The organism is Streptomyces scopuliridis (assembly GCF_042790125.1).
Classification (GTDB): Bacteria; Actinomycetota; Actinomycetes; order Streptomycetales; family Streptomycetaceae; genus Streptomyces; species Streptomyces scopuliridis_A.
Window position 1 is genome coordinate 244255 of the sequence record NZ_JBHTZS010000005.1, and the last position, 22025, is coordinate 266279.

Annotated in this window: 19 protein-coding genes; 6 read left to right on the forward strand and 13 right to left on the reverse strand. The window is 72.7% G+C overall.

Annotated features, from left to right (window positions below):
* Positions 1-4: 4 nt before the first annotated feature.
* From ACFRKB_RS10150 to ACFRKB_RS10170, 5 genes are read right to left on the reverse strand one after another with little or no spacing between them, the layout of a single operon-like run.
* Positions 5-2050, reverse strand: coding sequence for a non-ribosomal peptide synthetase (locus ACFRKB_RS10150; protein ID WP_383104853.1), 2046 nt, complete (start codon positions 2048-2050; stop codon positions 5-7).
* Between the two features lie 15 nt (positions 2051-2065).
* Complete coding sequence (locus tag ACFRKB_RS10155; protein WP_383104855.1) at positions 2066-3139, reverse strand: HAD-IIIC family phosphatase; 1074 nt, start codon at positions 3137-3139, stop codon at positions 2066-2068.
* Positions 3136-4410 carry an acyl-CoA dehydrogenase family protein gene (locus ACFRKB_RS10160; protein WP_383104856.1) on the reverse strand — a complete coding sequence of 425 codons (1275 nt, stop codon included), beginning with the start codon at positions 4408-4410 and terminating at the stop codon, positions 3136-3138. Before ACFRKB_RS10160 ends, ACFRKB_RS10155 begins: the two co-directional genes overlap by 4 nt.
* Positions 4394-4663, reverse strand: a complete 270-nt coding sequence (locus ACFRKB_RS10165) for an acyl carrier protein (RefSeq protein ID WP_383104858.1) — start codon at positions 4661-4663, stop codon at positions 4394-4396. The genes ACFRKB_RS10160 and ACFRKB_RS10165 overlap by 17 nt, the downstream gene beginning before the upstream one ends.
* Complete coding sequence (locus tag ACFRKB_RS10170; protein WP_383104860.1) at positions 4660-5673, reverse strand: 3-oxoacyl-ACP synthase III family protein; 1014 nt, start codon at positions 5671-5673, stop codon at positions 4660-4662. Before ACFRKB_RS10170 ends, ACFRKB_RS10165 begins: the two co-directional genes overlap by 4 nt.
* Positions 5674-6110: 437 nt before the next feature.
* On the opposite strand from ACFRKB_RS10170, the gene ACFRKB_RS10175 reads away from it, so the two are divergent.
* On the forward strand, positions 6111-9323 hold the full coding sequence (locus ACFRKB_RS10175; protein WP_383104861.1) for an amidohydrolase family protein: 3213 nt from the start codon (positions 6111-6113) through the stop codon (positions 9321-9323).
* Between the two features lie 32 nt (positions 9324-9355).
* On the opposite strand, the gene ACFRKB_RS10180 is transcribed toward ACFRKB_RS10175, so the two are convergent.
* Positions 9356-9505, reverse strand: coding sequence for an ATP-binding protein (locus ACFRKB_RS10180; RefSeq protein ID WP_383104863.1), 150 nt, complete (start codon positions 9503-9505; stop codon positions 9356-9358).
* 121 nt (positions 9506-9626) lie between these two features.
* On the opposite strand from ACFRKB_RS10180, the gene ACFRKB_RS10185 reads away from it, so the two are divergent.
* The 4 genes from ACFRKB_RS10185 (at position 9627) to ACFRKB_RS10200 (ending at position 13926) form a co-directional block, all read left to right on the forward strand.
* Positions 9627-10346 carry a GntR family transcriptional regulator gene (locus ACFRKB_RS10185; protein ID WP_383104864.1) on the forward strand — a complete coding sequence of 240 codons (720 nt, stop codon included), beginning with the start codon at positions 9627-9629 and terminating at the stop codon, positions 10344-10346.
* Complete coding sequence (locus tag ACFRKB_RS10190; RefSeq protein WP_383104866.1) at positions 10343-11335, forward strand: ADP-ribosylglycohydrolase family protein; 993 nt, start codon at positions 10343-10345, stop codon at positions 11333-11335. The genes ACFRKB_RS10185 and ACFRKB_RS10190 overlap by 4 nt, the downstream gene beginning before the upstream one ends.
* A 147-nt stretch (positions 11336-11482) precedes the next feature.
* On the forward strand, positions 11483-12961 hold the full coding sequence (locus ACFRKB_RS10195; protein WP_383104868.1) for a purine-cytosine permease family protein: 1479 nt from the start codon (positions 11483-11485) through the stop codon (positions 12959-12961).
* Positions 12958-13926 carry a PfkB family carbohydrate kinase gene (locus ACFRKB_RS10200; RefSeq protein ID WP_383104869.1) on the forward strand — a complete coding sequence of 323 codons (969 nt, stop codon included), beginning with the start codon at positions 12958-12960 and terminating at the stop codon, positions 13924-13926. Before ACFRKB_RS10195 ends, ACFRKB_RS10200 begins: the two co-directional genes overlap by 4 nt.
* A gap of 112 nt (positions 13927-14038) precedes the next feature.
* On the opposite strand, the gene ACFRKB_RS10205 is transcribed toward ACFRKB_RS10200, so the two are convergent.
* The 3 genes from ACFRKB_RS10205 to ACFRKB_RS10215 form a co-directional block, all read right to left on the reverse strand.
* The gene (locus ACFRKB_RS10205; RefSeq protein ID WP_383104871.1) at positions 14039-14752 is read right to left on the reverse strand and encodes a ribonuclease H family protein; all 714 of its coding nucleotides are present in this window, start codon (positions 14750-14752) and stop codon (positions 14039-14041) included.
* Between the two features lie 105 nt (positions 14753-14857).
* Positions 14858-15763, reverse strand: coding sequence for an NADP-dependent oxidoreductase (locus tag ACFRKB_RS10210; protein ID WP_383104873.1), 906 nt, complete (start codon positions 15761-15763; stop codon positions 14858-14860).
* Between the two features lie 169 nt (positions 15764-15932).
* Entirely contained in the window at positions 15933-16454 is a 522-nt protein-coding gene (locus ACFRKB_RS10215; RefSeq protein ID WP_383104874.1) for a MarR family winged helix-turn-helix transcriptional regulator, read from the reverse strand.
* A gap of 125 nt (positions 16455-16579) precedes the next feature.
* Here ACFRKB_RS10215 and ACFRKB_RS10220 point away from each other — a divergent pair, with 125 nt between their 5' ends.
* Positions 16580-16996 carry an organic hydroperoxide resistance protein gene (locus ACFRKB_RS10220; protein ID WP_383104875.1) on the forward strand — a complete coding sequence of 139 codons (417 nt, stop codon included), beginning with the start codon at positions 16580-16582 and terminating at the stop codon, positions 16994-16996.
* A gap of 64 nt (positions 16997-17060) precedes the next feature.
* On the opposite strand, the gene ACFRKB_RS10225 is transcribed toward ACFRKB_RS10220, so the two are convergent.
* The 4 genes from ACFRKB_RS10225 to ACFRKB_RS10240 all read right to left on the reverse strand — a co-directional run bounded on the left by ACFRKB_RS10225 (position 17061) and on the right by ACFRKB_RS10240 (position 22000).
* Positions 17061-18386, reverse strand: coding sequence for a DUF3089 domain-containing protein (locus tag ACFRKB_RS10225; protein WP_383104876.1), 1326 nt, complete (start codon positions 18384-18386; stop codon positions 17061-17063).
* A 297-nt stretch (positions 18387-18683) separates the two neighbouring features.
* The gene (locus ACFRKB_RS10230; protein WP_383104878.1) at positions 18684-19559 is read right to left on the reverse strand and encodes an LLM class F420-dependent oxidoreductase; all 876 of its coding nucleotides are present in this window, start codon (positions 19557-19559) and stop codon (positions 18684-18686) included.
* Positions 19560-19811: 252 nt separating this feature from the next.
* Positions 19812-21404 (reverse strand): glycerol-3-phosphate dehydrogenase/oxidase, encoded by a 1593-nt coding sequence (locus ACFRKB_RS10235; protein ID WP_383104879.1) that lies wholly within the window; start codon positions 21402-21404, stop codon positions 19812-19814.
* Positions 21401-22000 (reverse strand): TetR/AcrR family transcriptional regulator, encoded by a 600-nt coding sequence (locus tag ACFRKB_RS10240; protein WP_383104881.1) that lies wholly within the window; start codon positions 21998-22000, stop codon positions 21401-21403. Before ACFRKB_RS10240 ends, ACFRKB_RS10235 begins: the two co-directional genes overlap by 4 nt.
* Positions 22001-22025 lie beyond the last annotated feature (25 nt).

Consider the following 22025-nt stretch of genomic DNA (forward strand, 5'->3'; position numbering starts at 1 on the left):
GCCTTCACAGCTCATAAGCGGTCGGGGGTGTGTGGTCCTCTCGCCGGGCGTCCGCGCCCGCGCCCACGCGGCTCGTGATCGCCTCCGCCTGGGCGGAGATGGTGATGAGATCGAACAGCTCCCCCATGCGCAGCACCCCCGGCCACCGCTGGTTCAGCCGGGCGTGCAGATCGATGATCTTGAGGGAACTGCCGCCGACCGCGAAGAAGTTGTCGTCGGGCCCGGTGCCGGGATGTCTGAGCACGGCCGCCCAGATGGCGCCGACGGTCCGCCGGTGGCCGGTCCATCGCTCCCAGGGGGAGTCCTCGCCCGTCAGCCCGTCGGCCGGGCCGTCGGCCGGCCCCATCGTCGTTCCGCCCCCGGACCCGTCCGCCGGCACCGAGTCGCGCAGCAGTGCCGCCCGGTCGGCCTTGCCGCTGCTGTTCAGCGGCATCCGCGCGACCGGCACGAACACCGTGGGAACGGCCTGTTCCACCAGATGTCCGAGGCAGTGCCGGCGCAGCGCCATTCCGCCGGGCGGCGTGATCCGGGGCCCGGCGGGCGTGACGAAGGCCATCAGCCGCGGCTCGTCGTCCTCGGCCGGTGCACAGACCACCACCGCCTGGCCGATGGCGGGATGGCGCTCCAAGACGCTCTCGATCTCACCGAGTTCGATACGCGTGCCACGGATCTTCACCTGGAGATCGGTTCTGCCGTGGTAGTGCAGCGCTCCCCGTTCGTCGACGAGGGCGAGATCGCCGGTGCGGTACAGACGCGCCCCCGGCCGCCCGAACGGGTCCGCGACAAACCGCTCGGCCGTCTTCCCCGGCTGGCCGGCGTAGCCGAGAGCCACGAACGCGCCCCCGATGTACAGCTCGCCCTCCACCCCGGCCGGTACCTCACGCAGCCGGTCGTCCAGTACCCATGCCTCGGCTCCCGGCCAGGGCCGGCCGATGGGAACGCGTGGCCGGGAGGCGTCCGGGTCGGGCTCGACGGTGCAGGAGATGATCGTCTCCGTGGGGCCGTACTCGTTCGCCAGCCGCACCCCGGGCAGCCGCTCGTGGTGGGTACGCACCAGCTCCGGCGTACACACCTCGCCCGCGACCACCACCAGCCGCAGCGAGTCGGGAAGCAGCCGGCTCTCCTCCAGCAGCGCCCGGTAGTAGGAGGGAACGACGATGAGATGGGTCGCCCGGTGCGTGGCGGCCAGCCGGGCCAGTTCCCGTACCTGCCTCAGCTGCCGCAGATCGGGCAGCAGCAGGGTGTGGCCGTTACGGAACGACCAGAACATCCCGCCGAGCATGCCGTCGAACGACAGCCGCATCGCCATCAGGAACGTGGAGGGCTCGGTGCCGTACACACCGGCGCGGGAGCCGATGGACGCCGCGAGCTGGGCGCGGCTGACGACGACCCCCTTGGGGAGCCCGGTCGATCCCGAGGTGTAGACGAGGTAGGCGGGGGCGTCCTCGGAGACCGGCGGACACCCTTCGTCGGCGTCCGCGACGCGCGCGCCCGTCTCGATGAGATCGGGTATCCGGAGTCCGGCGGCGTCGAGCCGCTCCGGCGGGTTCACCAGGCCCGTCATGGCCGGGTCGTCTCCCGCGCTCAGCACCACCGCGCAGTCGGTGTCCCGGAACAGCGCCCGGACGCGCGAGAGGGGCAGATCCGGTTCGAGCGCGGACCAGGCGGCGCCGGTCCGCAGGGCGGCCAGTACCCCGATCACGGCGAGGGCGCTCTGCTCGACGCGGATACAGATGACCCGGCCGGGCCGCGCGCCGCGCCGCCGCAGGAGCCGGGCGAGCCCGGCCGAGGCGTGGTCGAGTTCGCGGTAGGTGAGGACCGCTTCCCCGATGATGAGGGCGGTCGTCTCCGGCGAGCGGGCGGCCTGCCACCGGAAGGCGTCCAGGAGGGACCCGTGTTCGTCCGGGCCCTGTTCATCCGGGCCCTGTCCGGCCAGGCCCTTCACGTCCGGGCCCTTCACGTCCGCGATCGGCACGTGTCCCGTCGCGGTCGCGCCCCGGGTCCGTGCCCCGGCGGCGCCGTCACGGTCGCGCGCGTAGCTGTACCCCACCGTCGTCTCCCCCTCTCACTCGGCGCCGGTGATCACACGGGTGTGGCTGTGGTGTTCCGGAGCCGGACGGTCCTGATCGACCACGAGCACCATGTGACCGTCCTCTCCGGCGACCGGCCGGTACCCCGCGAACCGGAGCGTGACCAGCATGTTCCGGTTGACGTCGGTGGGTACGAAATGCGCGACGGGCCGGCGCCCCTCCGCCAGCGCCTCCCGGACCAGATGGTTGAGGAGAACGCCGCCCACGCCCCGCGAGGCGACCCGGCAGGACATCAGCATCAGCCGCAGGACCGAGTCCGCGGGCGTCAGTTCGGTGACGGCCAGCCCGATGATCCCGTAGTCGCCGAACCGGTCGCTGAGCCGCGCCACCCGTACCTGATGGTCCGGCGAGCCGCTCAGCGCCCGCAGCTCGTCCGCGTCGTAGGTCAGGCCGGTGCTGTTGAGCTGATGGGTCCTGACGGTCAGTTCGCTGGCCCGGGAGAGATCGTCCTCGGTGGCCGGGCGCAGCCGCATGACCAGGTCGAGCGAGGCGAGGAAGGCCTGCCGGTCCTCGCCGAACTCCTCTTCCGCCTCCCGGCGCCGCCACTCGGTGCGGTAGAGCGCGCGTCGCCGCGACGCCTCCTCGGTGACCTGCTCCGGCTGGAATTCGGCGCGGTCCGGCAGCAGGCCGGCCTCGTCGGCCGGGTAGCACCGGACCATGGGCAGCGCCGCCTCGACCTCGGCACGCTCCGCGGGGTCGTTGTCGACGAACGCGAGGGTGTCCAGACCGATGTTGAGCGTCTCGGCGATACGGCGCAGCGCGGCGGACTTGGCGCCCCAGCCCACCTGCACCGCGCAGAACCAGTCGTCCAGGCCGCGTTCGGTCAGATGGCGGGTGACGGCGCTGTGTTCGCTGCGGCTGGCGGCGGCGTGCAGGATGCCGCGCTTGTCGAGGGCGCTCAGGGTCTCCAGCGCTTCGGGGAAGGGCTCCGGGTCGTCGTTCTCCAGCACGACCCCGTCCCACAGCGTGTCGTCCAGGTCCCACACCAGGCACTTGACGACGGGGGCGGTCAGCGTGGCGCGCGCCTGGGCGCCGGGGTCCGATGTCATGCCGGCTCCCCGGAGTGCCGGGTGCCGGTGGCGGCGGCCGGAGCGCCGAACTGGCGCAGGAGGCGATCGGCTATGTGGAGTTCGGACACGTGCTGCGCTCCTTCGATGATCTCCATGACCTTGGCGTCCCGGAAGTGGCGTCCGGGCCTGCTGTCGGGTTCGCAGCCGGCCGAGCCGAGGATCTGTACGGTGTCGCGGCTGACCGAGGCGGCGGCCGCGGCGGCCGCGTACTTGGCGACGATGGTCTCCGTGACGCCCCTGCCGGGGCCCGGCGCGCGGAACTCCGCCGCCCGGCGGGCCAGTTCACGCGCGCCGGCGGTGTCCACCGCGCAGCGGGCCAGCAAGGACCGGACCAGCTGGTGATCGGCGAGCGGCACACCGCCCTGGGTACGGGTGGCGGCGTGCGCCGCGGCGTCGGCGACACACGCCTCGGCCATGCCCACGCATCCCCAGGCGACCGTGAAGCGTCCGTGGTCGAGCGCGGTGGCCGCGACATGGGACAGCCCGAGCCCCGGCGGGGCGACGAGATGGCGCCTGGGGACCCGTACCGCGTCGAAGGTCACGTGTGCGATCCGTGCGGCGCGCATACCGAGCTGACCGGTCACCGGCTCCCGGCTCACGCCCGTACGGTCCGCCTCGACGAGCACGGCGGCCGGCTTGCCCCGGCTCTTCCCCAGCACCAGGAAGACATCGGCGACCGCCCCGAAGGTGATCCATTTCTTGCGGCCGCTCACCTCGATGTCCGCGCCGTCGCCGGTGTCGTCGATACGGGTCTCGACGGCCCCGAGCGCACTGCCCGCGGCCTGCTCGGTGGCCGCGAAGCCCGCGGTCAGCTCACCGCTCGCCAGCCCCGGGAGCCAGTCGGCGCGCTGCTCCCGGGTGCCCCAGCGCGCCAGCGCCGCCGCGACCATTCCCTGAACGGTCAGCAGCCCGCGCAGGGCGCTGCACACCCCGCCGAGGTGCGCGGCCACCTCGCCGAGCGCCGCGGGGCCGAGGCCCGCTCCGCCGTAGCGCCGGGGCAGACCGGCGCCGAGCAGACCCGCCGCGGCCATGTCCTTCCGTACGGAGTCGGGCAGTGCGCCGGTCCGGTCCCAGCCGGCCGCCGGACCGCGGGCCCCGGCGGCGAGTTCGGCCGCCGTGCGCACCAAGGCCGCTTCCGTGGAGTCCAGTTGGCCGTCCCCGGTCCCGCCGCCGGCCGCCGGCGCGTCGTGCATCAGGGTGTCGTCCGGCGGCCCGGCTCCGGGCGGCGCGGCGTCAGGCACCCTGGTCATGGGTTTCCGCCGGCCGGCCGGCCCCGGTCTTGCGGAGCACGAATTCCGTGATGCGGGTGGCTGTGCGGAAGCTGTCGAGGTCGAGGTCCTCCACCTCCACGGTGAAGGAGAAGCGCTCCTCGACGAAGGTCACGAGTTCCAGCGCGAAGAGCGAGTCCGCGAGGCCCAGGGCGAAGTAGTCGTCGTCCGGGCCGACCGGCCGGCGGAGAGCCGCGGTCAGGAACTCCGTGACCTCTTCGGTGATGCCGTTCACGCCACACCCTCCTGTGGTCCTATCTCGACCAGCAGCAGACTCCAGGCGGCTACCGGACTGGCGTTGATCAGTACGACGCGGTCCCCCGTGGCGAGTTCCTTGCGCTCCAGGGCCGTGTAGAGGTTCAGGAAGACATCGTTCGAGCCGAGGTGTCCGTAGCGCCGGAGGTTCTCCCGGCAGACGGACAGGATGTCGATGCCGAGGGATTCCTCGGTGAAGGTGAAGCTGCCGTCCGACAGGTTGTGGCTGAGGTAGCCGCGGATGTCCGCCGGGCTCAGACCGTTGCGTTCCAGGACTCCGCGCAGCATCGCCGAGAGCGCGGCGCGTGTCTCCATGGCGAGCCGGAAGGAGTAGGTGGCGGGGTCGCCGCACTCCTCGCGCCACTGCGCGGTGGGCCGGTCCCGGTACTTCACCTGGAAGAGGTCCCAGTACTGGCCGTTGGTCCGCTGCGCGATGTCGAGGATCCTGACCGGACCCCGGCGGGAGAGGAGCAGCGCCTGCCCGCCGTCCCCGTTGACCGTGACGGGGTGGCGGTAGCGCAGCGCCGCGGCCGGTTTGCTGCCGTGTACGACCAGGACGTTGTCCATGGCGGGGTCCCCGGCCAGCAGTCCGCGGGCGGTGATCAGCGCGGCGCTGATCGAGACACAGCCGAGCCCGCCCACCGTGAGGGTCGTCGCCGCGCCGGCGCCGAGCAGATGCTGCAGCCGGGTCGCCTCTGAGCTGAGCAGGGTCTCCGGTGCCCGTGATTCGACCAGGATCAGGGCTCCCAGCTCCCGGGCGTCCACGCCGGAGCGGTCGAGCACGCGGCGCGCGGCGCGCTCGCCGAGGTCCACCGCGCCCAGCCGGTCGTCCGCCCGTACGGTGTCGATCCCGAGGCCGCCGCGGGTGCGGATTTCGGTCTCGTCCCGTGCCGCCAGTCCGGCGACCGGCACGACCGGCTCCGGCAGATACCAGGCGGCCTCGCGTACGGCGAGCGGTGCCGTGTCACGGCGCTCGGCTGGATCGGTCACGCGCGCTCTCCCTCTCGGTCCTGGGGTGGGGGGAATCCTGGGCTTCTGAGCATCGGCGCTGTTCGGCACGGGAGTTGGGGAGAGGCGGGGACGGCCCACGGGCTGTGTTCGCTGAACCGACCACCACACCGTGCGGACGGATGTAAGCACCGACCCAACTCCGCGTCATATGACGCAGATCACAGTCCAATGAGGAGCGAGAGCGTCCATTTCCTGACATACATCACACCCGGCCATGACATCCGTCACCGGGAGCCAGGACAGCCTTCTTTGGCGCACGCACCCACGAAGGGCGGCGATTTCCGGCGCACACACCGATCCGGCCACGACTGTGACCCAAATCACTTCCGGATGACGCGCCGCCGGCCTCACACTCACCCTTCCTTCGCCCGCGCCAACTCGCTTTCCACGCCCCCGCATCCCCTACGTTCTCTCTCATGGAACGATTCAGTGAGTTATCCCGTCGGGGCTTCGTCAGGGCGGCGGCGCTGAGCGGTGCGGGTGCCGCCGCGCTCTCGCTGCCGGGTACGCGAGCGGTCGCCTCACCACTCGCCGGACCAGCCACCACGACCACCCCGACCTCCACGACCCCCACGACCCTCGCGTTCACCGCCGGGACCAACGCCGCCGTGACCGCCTCACCCGCCGGCGATCGCCTGGTCATCGAGGTGCAGGGCGTGTTGTGGTCCCTGCCGCCCAAAGGCGGGACCGCGACCGCGCTGAGCGCCCCCGGCCTGGAACCGACCCGGCCCGTCTGGTCCCCCGACGGCTCGTCGATCGCCATGTGCGCCTATCAGGGCGGCGGCTTCCATCTCTGGACCATGGCCGCGGACGGCTCCGGGCTGCGGCAGCTGACCTCCGGTCCCTGGGACGACCGGGGAGCCGCCTGGGCGCCGGACGGCCGGCGCCTCGCCTTCTCCTCCGAGCGCGGCGGGGACGCTGTGACCGGTGCCTCGTACAACATCTGGACGCTGGACACCCGTTCCGGTGAACTGACCCGGCTCACGGGTGACCCGGGCGTCGAGGACTACGACCCCACCTGGCATCCGGACGGCGACCGGGTGCTCTTCGTCCGGGCCAACAGCGCCGGCGGTGGTGGCCGTACGCTCGCCTCGGTGCCCGCCGGGGGCGGCGAGGTGACGGTCGAACGGACCGTGGACACGGGGACGTTGGTCGGTCCCGCGGTCTCCCCCGACGGCCGGGTGGCCTGTGTCCTGGTGGCCGCCGCCGCGGCGCCCGCCACCCCGCCCGCCGTCACGCTGCTGGTCGACGGCGAGCCCGTGACCGAGGGCGAGGACGTCTCCCCGCAGCCGCCGTCGTGGACCTCCGACGGCGCGCTGTTCTATGTGTCCGACGGACGCGTCCGGGTCCGGCGCCCGGGGAAGGACCCCGCCGGGGCGGCGGCACGCGACATCCCCTTCTCCGCCTCGCTGGAGGTGCCCCGGCCGCGATACCGGCGCAAGACATACGACTTCGACTCGACCGCGGCCCGCCCGGTGCGGGGCGTCCACCTTCCGGCGCTCTCCCCGGACGGCCGGTCGGTCGCCTTCGTCGCGCTCAACACCCTGTGGGTGATGCCGATCGGCGCCAGACCCCGCGCCCTGGTACGGGGGATCGCCTCCCGGTATGTCCAGATGCCGTCCTGGGCGCCCGACGGGCGGAGCGTCCTCTACGCGTACGACGGCCCCACCGGCGGCGACGGTCTGATCAGCGTCCGCCGCGCGTGGCTCGACGGCGGCGCGGACGACGTGCTGGCGACGGGTGGCCGCGTCCACCCCGCCCTGTCCCCCGACGGCACCCGGCTCGCCTGCCAGGACACCACCGGCAATCTGATCGTGCGGGACCTGGAGACCGGTGAGGAGCGGACGCTCGTCGCCCCGCTCGGCGCGAACGGCCTGCCGGGGCCGCCCAGTTGGTCCCCGGACGGCCGGTATCTCGCCTTCTGCGACCGTAACCGTCTCAACGGACGGTTCCGCGAGGGCTACCACCTGATCCGGGTGATCGACACCCGCACCGGCGCGTCGGCCGTGCATCTGCCGCTGCCGCACGCGTCGTTGTCCGACCGCGGCACCGCCGGTCCCGTCTGGTCGCCGGACGGCACCCACATGGCGTTCATCATGGAGTCCGCGCTGTGGGTCATGCCGGTCGGGCCGGACGGGGCACCCGCCGGTGAGCCGCGCCGTATCACCGACGAGGCGGCGGACCACCCGTCCTGGTCGGGCGACTCGCGCACCCTGCTGTATCAGTGCGGCGGCCGGCTCCGGCTGATCGGCCGTGACGGCGAGGGGCGGCGTACGGTGGACGTCCCGCTGGAGTACCGCCGCCGGACGCCGGCCCGGCCCGGTGTGATCCGGGTGCACGCGGGGCGGTTCTGGGACGGTACGGGCGAGACGGTGCGCGAGGACGTCGACCTCGTCATCCACGGCAACCGGATCCGGGCCGTGGAGCCGCACCGCGCGGCGGCGGCGCGCTCCGGGGAGAGGCTGGTCGACGCGTCCCGGTCCACGGTCATCCCCGGGCTGTGGGACTCCCATACGCATCCGTACCAGAACATCTACGGGGGCCGGCAGACGAGCCTGATGCTCGCCTACGGCGTCACCACCAATGTCTCCCTCGGCGGCTTCGCCCATGAGGCCGCCCGGATCCGGGAATCGGTGACCGCCGGGACGCTGGCCGGGCCCCGGCTGTTCGCCACGGGTGAGCTGATCGACGGCAGCCGCGTCGCGTACAGCATGGGCCGCGCCCACCGCACCAGGGACGGGGTACGGCGCACCCTGGAGCGCGCGGTCGCGCTCGACTACGACTTCGTCAAAACGTATGTCCGCGCGCCCGGCTGGATCATGCGGGAGGCCGCCCGGACGGCGCACGAGAAGCTCGGGGTGCCGTCCGGGAGCCATCTGCTGTCACCGGGCATCAATGTCGGCCAGGACCTGACGACCCATCTCCAGGCCACCCAGCGCATGGAGTACGGCCGCGCGTTCTCCCCGACGGGCCGCGCCTACCAGGATGTGTACGAGACCTACCGGGGCGGCGGCTTCCAGCTGATCATCACGCCCTTCACCGCCACGCCCCTGATCGGCGCCGATCCCTCGCTGGCCGACGATCCGCGGGTGACCACGCTCATGGCCCCCTGGGACGCGGCCCTCGTCAAGAGCCTTGCGGCGACTCCCCCGACCGCCGACCAGACCCTGGCGCTGACCAGGGAGATGGCCGTCTACCGGCGGATCCTCGCCGACAGCGGCACGCTGGCGCTGGGCACCGACGCGCCGCTGACGCCCATCGGTCTCGGCCTGCACCTCGGGCTGCGCGCCCTGCACCGTACGGGCGGCCTGTCCCCGGCCGAGGCGCTGCGCACGGCGACGGTGATCCCCGCGCGGCTGTTCGGGGCCGGTGACGATCTCGGCACGCTGGAGCCCGGCAGACTCGCGGATCTGACGGTGATCGACGGGAACCCGTTCCAGGACTTCGACGATCTGGTCCGTACGTCCTGGGTGATGCGGGACGGTGTCATCCACCACCGGGACGATCTGGTGGCGGAGTTCGGCACCGGTGGCGAGGAACGGCGTGCCCTGGCCCGCACCGACTGGCTGGACGTCAGCCGGGAGCTGCGCCGTGAACCGTGCTGCGCCGAGGCGGTGTTCGGCGGGTAGGTCGCCGTTGCGAGCGGAGGGGCGTCCCGAGGTCAGCCGGCGACCGGCTCGGGCAGCGGTTGCCCGGTCCAGACGGACTTGCCCGGCGCGGTGAACCGGGCTCCCCAACGCTGCGCGAGGGCGGACACGAGCTGCAGCCCGCGTCCGCCCTCGTCGCGAAGGTCCTCCCACCGCGTCGTCACGGCGGGGCAGACCATCCCGCCGAGGCCGCCGAGGGCGGCGTGTCTCTCCCGGCACCTCCGCCGGAAAGAAAATCCCCGCGGACTATGGACCGGAAGGATCCTGTCCGTTTACCTTCTAGACATGCCTGGACAGGTACACAAGCACCATCGCATCGCCCGCGTTCTCGCCGACGAGATCCGCGCCGGCGTCCATACCGACGGCAGCAGGCTGCCCGGGGAGCACGCGCTCACCCAGCGGTTCGGCGTCAGCCGCACCACCCTGCGGCAGGCGCTCCAGGTCCTCGGCGAAGAGGGGCTGATCTCCACCCACGCGGGGATCGGCTCGTTCGTCACCTTCGACGGGACGCCGCTGGACAACCGCCTCGGCTGGACCCGCGCGCTGGCCGAGCAGGGCACCGAGCTGACGACCGAGACCCTCCGCTTCGAGGAGGTGACCGACCCGGAGCTGGCCGCCGAACTGGGGCTCGCGTCGAGTACGTTCATCGCCCTGGACCGGGTCAGACGCCTCGCCGGCGGACAGGGCGTATCGCTCGAACACAGCAGGGTCCCCGCCACCGGGGACCTCGCCGGACTGCCGGAGCGCGGCCTCGACGGCGGCTCGCTCAACCGGGCGCTGATCGCCGCGGGCCGGATCACCGACTCCGGCGAGGGGCTGGTGTCGGTCCGCGGGCTCGACGCGGCGGAAGCCGCCGTACTGCACCGCTCCCCGGGGGAGTCCTTCCTGCGGCTCGCCCAGGTCTACCGGGCCGCCGACGGCTCGGTCACCGAGCAGGTCACCAGCCTGCTGGACCCCGCCAGATTCGAACTGCACGTGCGCTCGGGCCGAGGAGGCCGACTGTGACCGACCGACTCGACCGCGCCCTCGGCGCCTACTACGGACTCGCCCTCGGCGACGCTCTCGGCATGCCCACACAGGTGATGTCACGGGAGGAGGTCGTACGGGTCTACGGCACCCTCACCGGCTTCGAGCCCGCCCTCCCCGACAACCCGGTCAGCGCGGGCATGCCGGCCGGCTCCGTCACCGACGACACCGACCAGGCCGTCATCGTCGGCCGGCTGCTCGACGAGGGCCGCGGCCGGATCGACCCGCTGCGCCTCGCCCATGAACTGCTCGACTGGGAGAAGGAGATGAAGGCCAAGGGCTCCTTCGATCTCCTCGGCCCGTCCACCAAGGCCGCTCTGGACGCGGTGGCCCGTGGCGTACCGACGCACGAGGCGGGGAGGTACGGCACGACCAACGGCGCCGCGATGCGCGTCACCCCCGTCGGGATCGCCTTCGCAGTCGAGCCGCTGGAGTCCTTCCTCGACCATGTCGTGGAGTCCTGCCAGGTGACGCATGACACGACCATTGGGATCGCGGGCGCGGCGGCCGTCGCCGCCGCCGTCAGCACGGGTGTCGGCGGAGGCACACTGGGGGAGGCCGTCGCCGCCGCGGTGGCCGCCGCCCGCGCGGGAGCGCGGCGTGGACACTGGATCGCCGGGGCCGATATCGCGTCCCGGATCGAGTGGGCGTGGGAGCTGGTACGGGGCCTCCCGGAGGCCGAGGCCCTGGACCGGATCTGCGCGCTCATCGGCACCAGCGTCGCCAGCCAGGAGTCGGTGCCCGCCGCCTTCGCGGTACTCGCCGTGGCCGACGGCGATCCCTGGCGCGCCGCCCTGCTCGCCGCCAACCTCGGTGGCGACAGCGACACCATCGGCGCCCTCGCGGGCGCGGTCGCCGGGTCGGTCGCCGGGCTCTCGGCGCTGCCCGCCGAAGCCGTCCGGACGCTCCGTACCGTCAACGCCCTCGCCCTGGAACCCCTGACCGCCCGGCTGCTCGCGCTCCGCTGAGCCGCCCCGAAACCCCCTGTGCCCGCCGTGCGGACCCCCGGGTCTCCGGCACCCCAGGACCCCGCTCCACCGCTTCACCGATCTTCCGCCCCACCGCTTCTCCGCTTTCGCCACCCACCCCTTCGCACCTTGCTAGGAGGTTCCGTCATGGCCGCTTCGAAGACGAACGATCGCGTCGGTGCCGTTGAGACCCGAGGGATCGAACCGGTCCCCGACAACGAGCGGCACGGCCAGGCCGGCCAGATGTTCTGGACCTGGTTCGCCGCGAATATCAGCATCCTCGGGCTCCCGCTCGGCGCGACCCTCGTCGCCTTCCGCGGCCTGAACATCTGGCAGGCGGCGCTGGTCGCCGTCGTCGGCGCCTTCGGCTCCTTCGCGCTGGTGGGGGCCCTGAGCCTGGCGGGCAAGAAGGGCGGCGCCCCGGCGCTCACGCTCTCCCGCGCGGTCTTCGGGCAGCGGGGCAACGCGGGTCCGACCCTGATCACCTGGCTGAGCCGGGTCGGCTGGGAGACGATCACCACGACCACCGCGGCGTACGCGCTGCTCGCGCTGCTCAGCATCGCCTTCGGTGTGGACCAGAACACCGTGCTCACGCTCGTCTGTCTGCTGGTCTTCATCATCTGCACCCTGCTGATCAGCGGGCTCGGCCACGCCACCATCATGTGGATCAACAAGTGGGCCACGGTCGTCTTCGGCATCCTCAATCTGGTCGTGATGGGCTTCCTGGTCGCGACCGTCGACTGGACCAAGGTCCTCGACGCCCCGACGGGTCCGACCAGTGGTGTCGTCGCGGGCATCGGGTTCATCGCGGCGGGTACGGGTATCGGCTGGGCCAACGCGGGTGCGGACTACGCCCGTTATCTGCCCCGCGAGATTCCGGGCAGACGGCTGATCGTGGCCTCGGCGTTCGGCGCGGGCATCCCGCTCGTGCTGCTGATCTCGCTCGGCTCGCTGCTCTCCGCGGGCGATCCGACGCTGGCCACCTCCTCCGACCCGGTGGCGGCCATCAACGCGATGCTGCCCTCCTGGATGGCGATCCCCTATCTGATCGCGGCCTTCGGCGGACTGCTCATGTCGAACCATCTCTCCACCTACTCCGCCGGGCTGACGATGATCACGCTGGGGCTGCGGGTGCCGCGCCCCGTGGCCGTCGCCCTCGATGTGGTGCTGATGTTCGCCGGCGGTATCTACTTCATGCTGATCGCCGACGACTTCTACGGCCCCTTCTCCACCTTCCTGACCCTGCTGGCCGTCCCCATCTCGGCGTGGATCGGGGTGATCGCGGTGGACTCACTGCGCGGACGTACGTACGACCCCGAGGCGCTGATGGACACCACCCGCACCAGCCGGTACTGGTACGCGGGCGGCTTCCACCTTCCGGCCGTCCTCGGCTGGGCCGCCGCCATCGTGGCCGGTCTGCTCTTCACCAAGGCGTCGACGAGCGAGACCGACGTCTGGTTCGCGGGCCCGCTCTCCGGCACCTGGTTCGGGGTGAACGGGCTGGGCTGGGCGATCTCGATGACCGTCGGCGCGGCGGTGTACGCGCTGTTCGGCCGCCGTACCGGCGCCGCGACCGGCACCGGCACCGAGCCCGTCTCCCCCGCCCTCCAGGAGGCCGGACGATGAGCGGCCGTCTCATCCTCGCCGGGAACGTCATCGCCGATCTGGTGATCGAGGTCCCCGCGCTGCCCGAACGAGGCGGTGATGTCATCGGTACGCGTACCGAACTGACCGCGGGCGGCGGTTTCAACACCCTGGTCGCCGCCCGCCGCCTCGGTACGGAAGCGGTCTTCGCCGGGCTGCACGGCACGGGTCCGTACGGCGATCTCGTACGCGAGGCGCTGGCCGCCGAACACATCGGAACGCTGCTGCCCGCCCGTACGGACGGCGACACCGGCTTCACCGTGGCCCTGGTCGACGGCGGCGGCGAACGTACCTTCGTCACCAGCTTCGGGGTCGACGCGGAGCTGACCCGGGCTGACGTCGACACGGTCGCCGCGCGGCTGCGGCCCGGCGATGTGGTGCAGCTCTCCGGCTACGGGCTGGTGATGCCGGTCAACGGCCCGCTGCTGTCCCGCTTCACGGCGGGGCTGCCGGCGGACATCACGGTCTGTCTCGACCCGGCGCCGCTGGTGGCCGACATCCCCGAGGCGGTGCTCGCCCCGGTCCTGGCCCGTACGGACTGGCTCAGCGGCAATGCCCGCGAGGCCCGGCTGATGACCGGCCACGAGGATCCGCGCGCGGCGGCCGAGGCGCTGCGGGAGCGGCTGGCTCCGGGGGCGGGGGTGCTCGTACGGGCGGACAAGGACGGCTGCTGGCTGGCGGCGCCCGGGGAAGAGCCGCGGCATGTGCCGGGGTTCCCGGTCGACGCGGTCGACAGCAACGGGGCGGGGGACGCGCATGTCGGCTCGTTCCTGGCCCTGCTCGGCCAGGGCCACGACCCGCTGACGGCCGCGCGCGGAGCCAACGCGGTGGCGGCGTTCGCGGTGGGACGCCGCGGCCCGGCGACCGCGCCGGACCGCGCGGAGCTGGCGGCGTTCCTGGACGGGGATCCCCTGGCGGAGCGACTGTTCGGCGCGACGGGCGGCTGACGGCGCACCCGCGTACGAGCGGCCGGATCGCCCGCGGCGCCCGGCACGCCCGCTCGCCGCGTCGGCCGAAAGCCCGGGTAGCACCGCTACAAGGGCTCTCGGCCAACGCTGTCTAGGTCTGGGCGGGCGCCGTCGCCGTGGCGCACGCGGGGTGGCCCCAGCCGTCCGGGTTCTTCGCGATGGATTCACCGGCGGCGTAGGAGCGCCCACAGCGGCAGCGGCCGGGGAACTTCGCGTTGAGCGTCCTCTTCGGGCTCCCCGAGGTGCGCTGCCGCGACGGCGCCGCCTTCGCGGCGCCTCCTGAACCCTGGCGTACGGTGTCGGGCGCGGCCGGGGGCTCCGGGGAGGCGTACGCGCTGCCCGCGGCCTGCTGGGCGATCGCCGCCTGGCTGGCGGCCCGGTCGGCGAAGTCATTGAACCGGTCGCCGTTCACCTGGTGCGCGGGCACATACCGGAACTCCACCGAGCGCCCCGTGAGCAGCGCGTCGATACGGACGACCAGTTCCTGATTGGCGACGGGCTTGCCGGCGGATGTCTTCCAGCCCTTGCGCTTCCATCCGGGCAGCCAGGTGGTGACCGCCTTCATGGCGTACTGGGAGTCCATCCGGATCTCCAGCGGGACGCCCGGGTCGACGGCGGCCAACAGGCGCTCCAGGGCGGTGAGTTCCGCGACATTGTTGGTCGCCGTGCCCAGCGGGCCCGCCTCCCACCGTACGGAGGTTCCGTCGCCCTCGGCGATGACCCAGGCCCAGCCGGCGGGCCCGGGATTTCCTTTCGACGCCCCGTCACACGCGGCGATAACGCGTTCAGCCATGCCACCGATCATGCCAGTGCCCCGCCGCCCGCCGAGCACCGCACCCTCGTCTTCCCCGCCGGCCGGGCTCCGCTCGCACTCCGCTCATGCTCCGCTCGTGCTCCGGTCAGACTCCGGTCAGACTCCGGTCAGCCGCAGGATGATCTTGCCCATGGCGTGTCCGCCCTGGCTGATCTCGTGGGCCTTCGCCGCGTCGGCGAGCGTGAACTCCGCGGCGATGCGGACGTCGAACTTTCCCTCGTCGGCGAGGCGCGCGGCCCTGCCCAGGGCGTCGAACGCCGACGCCTTGGTGGTGACCCGTACGCCGTGCTCGGCGGCGGAGAGGTCGGCGATGGTCACCACCTTGTCGGGGGAACCGGTGATCGCGACCAGATCCGGCAGGGATCCCTTGCCGGCGGTGTCGAGAGCGGCGTCGACCCCGTTCGGGGCGAGGGCGGCCACGCGTTCTGGCAGCCCCGGTCCGTAGGTGGTGGGCTCGGCGCCGAGGGAGCGCAGATACGGGTGGTTGGACTCACCGGCCGTGCCGATCACGGCGATTCCGTCGGCGCGCGCGAACTGCGCGGCGGCGCTGCCCACGCCGCCCGCGGCACCATCGATCAGAAGCGTCTGTCCGGGGGACGGATCGAGGATCTCCAGGGCGCGCGCGGCGGTCTCCGCGACGAGCGAGAGCCCGCCGGCCTGGGACCAGTCCAGCGAGGCGGGTTTCGCGGCGAAGTGATCCAGGACGGCGAACTGCGCGGAGGTCGCCGTGCCGAGTCCGAACACCTCGTCCCCCACGGCGACCGCGTCGACGCCCTCACCGACCTCGTCGACGACACCGGCCGCTTCCCTGCCGGGGATCGCGGGCAGTTTCTGCGGCATCAGGTCCTTGAGCTCTCCGGACCGCATCTTCCAGTCGACAGGGTTCACCCCGGCGGCGTACACCACGATGCGCACCTGTCCGGGGCCGGCGTGCGGTTCCGGCATGGTGGCCACCCCGAGAACCGACGGGTCGCCGTACTCCGCGTACTCCACTGCCAGCATGTCTGTGCGTCCTCTCGGTCCGGTCCCGTCCTCCCCTCAACCCCCACTCTGTGGCACACCTCGGTGCGGCACATCTCGCGTGGCGGCCGTTCGGCGACGGAGCCAGGACGGGCCGTCCCGACGCGCCGGCGTCCGGGGGCCCCGCGGCCCGTGACGCCACGGTCGGGGCTCAGGAACGGCGCGCGGTGGCGCCGTCCAGAGCCGCGGTGAGCCGGCCGAGCGACTGGTGCAGCGCGGTGAGTTCGCCCTCGTCGAAGCCGGTTGAGGCGAGGACCGTCTCGGGCAGCACCCGGGCGCGCCGCTTGAGCGCGGTACCGGAGGAGGTCAGCCGGACACTGACCGAACGCTCGTCGGCGCGGCTGCGCTCGCGCACCACGAGTCCGGCCGCTTCCAGCCGCTTGAGCAGGGGCGAGAGGGTCCCGGAGTCGAGTCGGAGGGCGAGGCCCAGTTCCTTGACGGTCAGCACGTCGTGCTCCCAGAGGGCGAGCATCGCCAGGTACTGCGGGTACGTCAGGCCCAACTCCCCCAGGAGCGGCCGGTAGAGCGCGTCGAACGCGCGGGAGGCCGCGTGCAGCGCGAAGCACACCTGACGGTCCAGGCGCAGCAGCTCCTCCGAGCCCGCTGCGCCGCGTACCGACGGTGCGGGGTGTGCCGCCGCGCCCTCCAGGGCTGTGTCCGCCGAGCGTTCCATGAGGCCATCGTACTCTTCAGTTGTGCACAATTGAATTGCGCTACGCTGTTCTCGTGAGGTCGGCCGGCATCGCCCGTCGCCGGCCGCACCCGCAGTCATGCCGCGCCACTCCTGAGGAGATCGAGATGACCACGACGCACTACACCGCCATCGCGACCGCGAACGGCCGTGACGGCCGGGCCGTCAGCTCCGACAGCCTTCTGGATGTCCAGCTGGCACCGCCGCGCGAAATGGGCGGCAGCGGCAAGGGCACCAACCCGGAGCAGCTCTTCGCCGCCGGTTACGCCGCGTGCTTCGCCAGCGCCCTGGGCGCGGTCGGCCGCGCGGGCGGGCATGACACCAAGGACGTGTCCGTGACGGCCGAGGTCGGCATCGGCGGGGACGTGGCCTCGGGCTTCGGGCTCTCCGTCGTCCTGCGGGTCGAGCTGCCCGAGCACCTCGAAGGTCCGCTGGGCCAGGAGCTCGTCGACCGGGCCCACCAGGTCTGCCCGTACTCCAACGCCACGCGCGGCAACATCCCCGTCGAGCTGGTCATCGAGTAACAGTCCGGTCGTGTAACAGCCCGGTCGCGCCGCCGGCTCGTGGCGCGGCGGCGCGACCGTACGGTCATGGGCTCCGGCGGTCCAGCCACGCCTGGGCCTGTGCCGTGGCCAGGGCGATCAGGTCCCCCTGGGCCACATTGAAGTCCATGGCGTGCAGACCGCTCAGTCCGGCGGGCGCGGCGGCGGGGAAGTACGAGAGATCGCCGCTGACCTGCAGCCAGTCGGCGCTGACCGTTCCGTCCGTGGCATGGGTGCACTCCCCCTTCAGCGCGTCGGGGTGGCGGGCGAAGCCCGTGGACAGGTCCGGGAGCCGATAGCCGTTCAGGGGCACCGCCAGAGGTCCGTTCGGCAGCAGTGCGCTGCCGCCGATCAGCCGCCGGGTGGGCAGATACAGATCGAGCGGTACGCGGGCGCCCGCGGCCTCACCGCGCAGCAGCGCCGCCGGGTTCACGCAGACCACACGGTGGCCGGGGCTCGACGTTCTGCCGATCACGGCGGGCAGGGAGCCCCGGGGCAGGGAGTACGTGGCGTACGCGACCACGCAGCCGGTGGGCAGCGGGGCGCCGGCGGCGCGCCGGCAGGCCGGGATGTGCTGGAACGTCGACGCGGGGTCGGAACCACCGCCCGCGTCCCGGCCCTCGGGCACCTCGATGTTCCCGCCGAGCAGCGCTGCGGTGACGAGCTGTCGTCGTACCTCCGGGTGTGTGTCCACCCGCTCCCGTATCAGCGCGGCGGCGACGGCCGTGCCCTGGGAGTGGCCCAGGATGACGACCCCGCGTCGCTCGCCGGTCGCCGGGTCGCGGTTGTCATGGGCCCAGTAGTCGTCCCAGGCCCCCCGGATGTCCATGATGGCCGTGGTCGGGTCGGCGCCCGTGCCCGTGACGATTCCCGCGAGCAGGGCGGGCAGCGGCACCTGGCGGTAGACCGGAACGAATATCCGGCACAGTCCGGCGAAGCGGGCGCTCTGCATGAGCGTCACGGCCTGATGAACGTCCTGCGGCACCGGCGGCCGACTGCCGGTCTGAAGGAGTGGATTGGGCAGCAGATCCACCGTCGGATAGGCGTAGAAGCAGTCGACGGGCGGCTTCGCGGTGACGGTGAACGGCTCGCGCTTCCCGCTTCCGCCGGGCGCGAACCGGGTGGCGTCCAGCAGCCGGGTCCCGCCGCTCGGGTAGCGGGTGACCAGCTCGGGACCGGCCGACTGAGGCATACCCTCGGCGTCCTGCCCGCAGGGGTTGTTCACCAGACCGGGCCGGCACAGCCAGACCGTACGGTCCAGCGGTCGTGCGTCCGGGCCGGCGGCCGCTCCGGTCGCCGGGCGCGCTTGCGCGCCCGCGGGCAGCAGCGCCACCGCGAGAACGGCGGTCACCGCTATCAGAAGTCTTCGCACAGCGTCCATACGAGACACGGGTGTTTCCTCCGATCGGCAGGCGCGCGGTCGCTCGGCCGGCGGACCGGTCCGGCCCGTCTCCCTCACCTTGATCCAGAGGGACAGACTTCACACCTCGGGCACCGAGGATGGCGACAACCGGCCAATGCGATCGGCACCCGGCCGTGACTGTCTCACCCTCCGCCTGAGGGTTGGACCCGACGGTGACGGTGTCGAGGAGAGGCTGACGCCCGTACGCCCGGCCGCATGACGTCGGGTGTCAGGGCGTCAGCGCGTCAGCGCGTCAGGCGTCGCGTGTCAGGCCAGGACCTCGGCGAGCCGGCGCCACTCGGCGCGCGGCAGGGCTCCCGGCGCCCCGGAAGCGGTGTCGCCCGTGACGATCTGGAGCGCGACATGGTCGGCGCCGGCCGCGTGGAAGGCGTCGATTCGGCTCCGGATCCGGCCCGCGTCGCCCCAGGCGTAGACGGCGTCGATGAGCCGGTCGCTGCCGCCGCCCGCGAAGTCGTCCTCGGTGAACCCCAGTCGCAGGAAGCTGTTCGTGTAGTTGGGCAGGGCGAGATACCGGGCGAGATAGCCGCGGGCCGTGGCGCGGGCGGTGTCCGGATCGGCGTCCAGGACGACCTTCAGCTCCGGGGCGAGCAGGGGGTCGGGGCCGAGGAGTTCACGGGCCTGTGCGGTGTGTTCGGGGGTGACGAGGTACGGGTGCGCACCGCCCGCGCGGTCGCGGGAGAGTTCGAGCATCTTCGGGCCGAGGGCGGCCAGCACGATCCGCCCGGCCGGCACCCCTGCCGCGTCCAGCGCGTCGAGATAGCCGGCCATCGCCGAGTAGGGGCGCCGGTACTGCTCGGCGAGCTTGGCGTGGCTGGCGCCGATCCCGAGCAGGAACCGCCCCGGATGCCCGGATTCCAGCTTCAGGTAGCGGGCGGCCGCGTCGGCGGCCTCGTACTGCCAGATGCTGAGGATGCCGGTGGCGACGGTGAGCCGGGAGGTGGCCTCGATGAGGGGCACCGCGTGCTCGACACCGCTGCTGCCGCCCAGCCAGACGGCGCCGAAGCCGAGCTGCTCCAGTTCGGCGGCGGCCTCGGGAATCTCCGCGCGCAGGGCGGCGTCCTCGGAGCGGAGTTCCACACTCCAGATCCCGTAACGGCCCACGGACTCCCGCAGATTCACCATCGTGTGTCTCCCGCTCGGACTCGAATCCAGTGACTGACCGTGCCAACCCGGGTCCCGCACGGCCTATTCCGGAGACGTCCGGGACTTCCGGGGCTCCGTTGCTTCCGGGGCTTCCGGGGCTTCCGATGCTTCCGGGGCTTCTGGAGCGCGTGGGGCGGCTGTTCCGCGAGACCGGGGGCAAGGCCGGGCGCCCCTGTCATCATCACCGGCCTGGACGGCGCCCGCCTCGCCCGCGCCGCCGAACAGCTGAACTCATGTGCCCGCGGCTTTTCCCGCGGCGGTCTGCGCCGTCGCCGCCAGGGCCTCGTGTGCGGCGTCCAGCGCGGCGGCACGGTCGGCCGGTACGAGTCCGACGCGTGTGCGGCGGTCCAGCAGGTCGGACGCGTCGAGAGCACCCTCGTGCCGCACCGCCCACAGGAGTTCGGCCCGCGTGATGTCCAGCCCGTCGGCCACGGGCGCGCGCAGGTCCGGCTCCCGCTCTCCCAGCGCGTGGATCGCGGTCGCCTCCGTTCCGTAGCGTTCGACCAGCCGGCGGGGGGCGGAGAGAGTCGCCAGAGTGGCCCGTGAGGCGGCGCCGACCAGCGGAAGGCGGGCCGTGCCGCGGCCCGGCGGGGCGGACAGCTGACGGGCGGCCAGTGCGGCGTCGACGGCGTCCTGGGCCATCCGTCGGTAGGTGGTGAGCTTGCCGCCGACGACGGTCACCACCCCTTCCCGGGAGGTCACCACGGCATGCCGGCGCGAGAGATCGGAAGTCCGGGAGCCCGCCGCCACCTCGTGGGAGGTGTCGAGCAGAGGGCGCAGCCCCGCGAAGGCGCCCACCACGTCACGGCGGCGGACCGGCGTGTCCAGTACGGTCCCGAGGATGTCGAGGAGGAAGCCGATGTCGGACTCGGGCACCTCCGGCACGTCCGGCACGGGTCCGTCGACCGGTTCGTCGGTCAGCCCCGCGTACACCCTGCCGTCGTCCTGGGGGACCACCAGCACGAACCGGCTCGTCTCTCCCGGGATGGGGATGTGCAGGCCGGTGTGCAGACCGGCCAGGCTCTCGGCGCGGAGCACCAGATGGGTGCCGCGGGACGGGCGGAGCCGGATGTCCTCGACGAGTCCGCCGGCCCAGACGCCGGTGGCGTTGATGACCATCCGGGCCCGGATCCGGGTTTCCCGCCCGGTCAGTTCGTCGCGTACGAGGGCTCCGGTGCCGGTGACGGACAGCGCGCGCGTGCGGGTCAGCACCCGGGCGCCATGACCCGCGGCGGTACGCGCTATCGCGGTCACGAGCCGCGCGTCGTCGACGAGCCTGCCGTCCCAGGAGCACAGTCCGCCGCGCAGACCGTGCCCGCGCAGGCCGGGCGCCGCCCGCAGCGTCTCGACGGCGGAGAGGCGCCGCGGTCGCGGCAGCGTGCCCCGACCGGTTCCGGCCACCGCGCGCAGGAGGTCACCCGCCCGCAGCCCGGCCTCCGCGAGGGCGGCGTTCCGGCGTGAGGTGAGCGCGGTCAGCGGCATGACGAAGGGCTGGGCGCGTACGAGGTGGGGAGCGGTGCGTTCCATCAGCACGCCGCGTTCCACCGCGCTCTCGTGGGCGATGCCCAGCTGACCCGACGCCAGGTAGCGCAGTCCGCCGTGGACGAGCTTGGAGCTCCAGCGGGAGGTGCCGAAGGCCAGGTCGTGCGCGTCGATCGCGGCGACCGACAGACCGCGTGAGGCGGCGTCCAGCGCCGTACCCGCACCGGTGACACCGAGGCCCACCACCAGGACGTCGATCCTTCCCCCCGCGGCCAGTTCCGCCAGCTCACGGGACCGGCGTACGGCATTGAGGGAGAAGTCCGGGCGGGCGTCGGGGCTCATGGGGCCAGGGTCCTTTCGAGAAGGTGCCGGAGTTCGTCGTCGAAGGCGGCCTCGGTGAGCTCGGGGTCGGAGTCATCGGCCATGGTCCGCGCCGAGAACACGAACGACTGGAGTACCAGCAGCAGGCAACGCGCCTGCCGTACCGGATGGTCCGCGCGGATGGAGCCGTCCGCGTGCCCCCGCCGCAGGGCGTCCTCGATGAACTCCAGCACCCTGTTCTGGCTCGCGCCGCGACGGTCGAAAAGGTAGGGGAGCAGCAGTTCGGGGTCGACGTCGAGGATCTTGCGCAGCAACGGGTGGTCGCGCAGCGCCCGGAGTCCGGCCACGAGGGTGTCGACCAGATGGGGACGTGTCCGCCGTGTTCCGTCGTCCGGCGGGACCGCCCCGAGGGTGACCGCCACCCATTCACGGGTCATGACATCGCCGACGAGCGCGCGTACATCGGGCCAGCGCCGGTAGAGCGTCATGCGCGACACGCCTGCCCTGCGGGCGACGTCGGTCAGGGTCGTCCGTCGCACACCGACCGCGAGGACACAGTCCCGCGCCGCGTCGAGAACAAGATTGTCATCCCGCGGGGTGTTTCGTTTAGGCGTCACGTGTCACAGTGTAACGACGGGACCG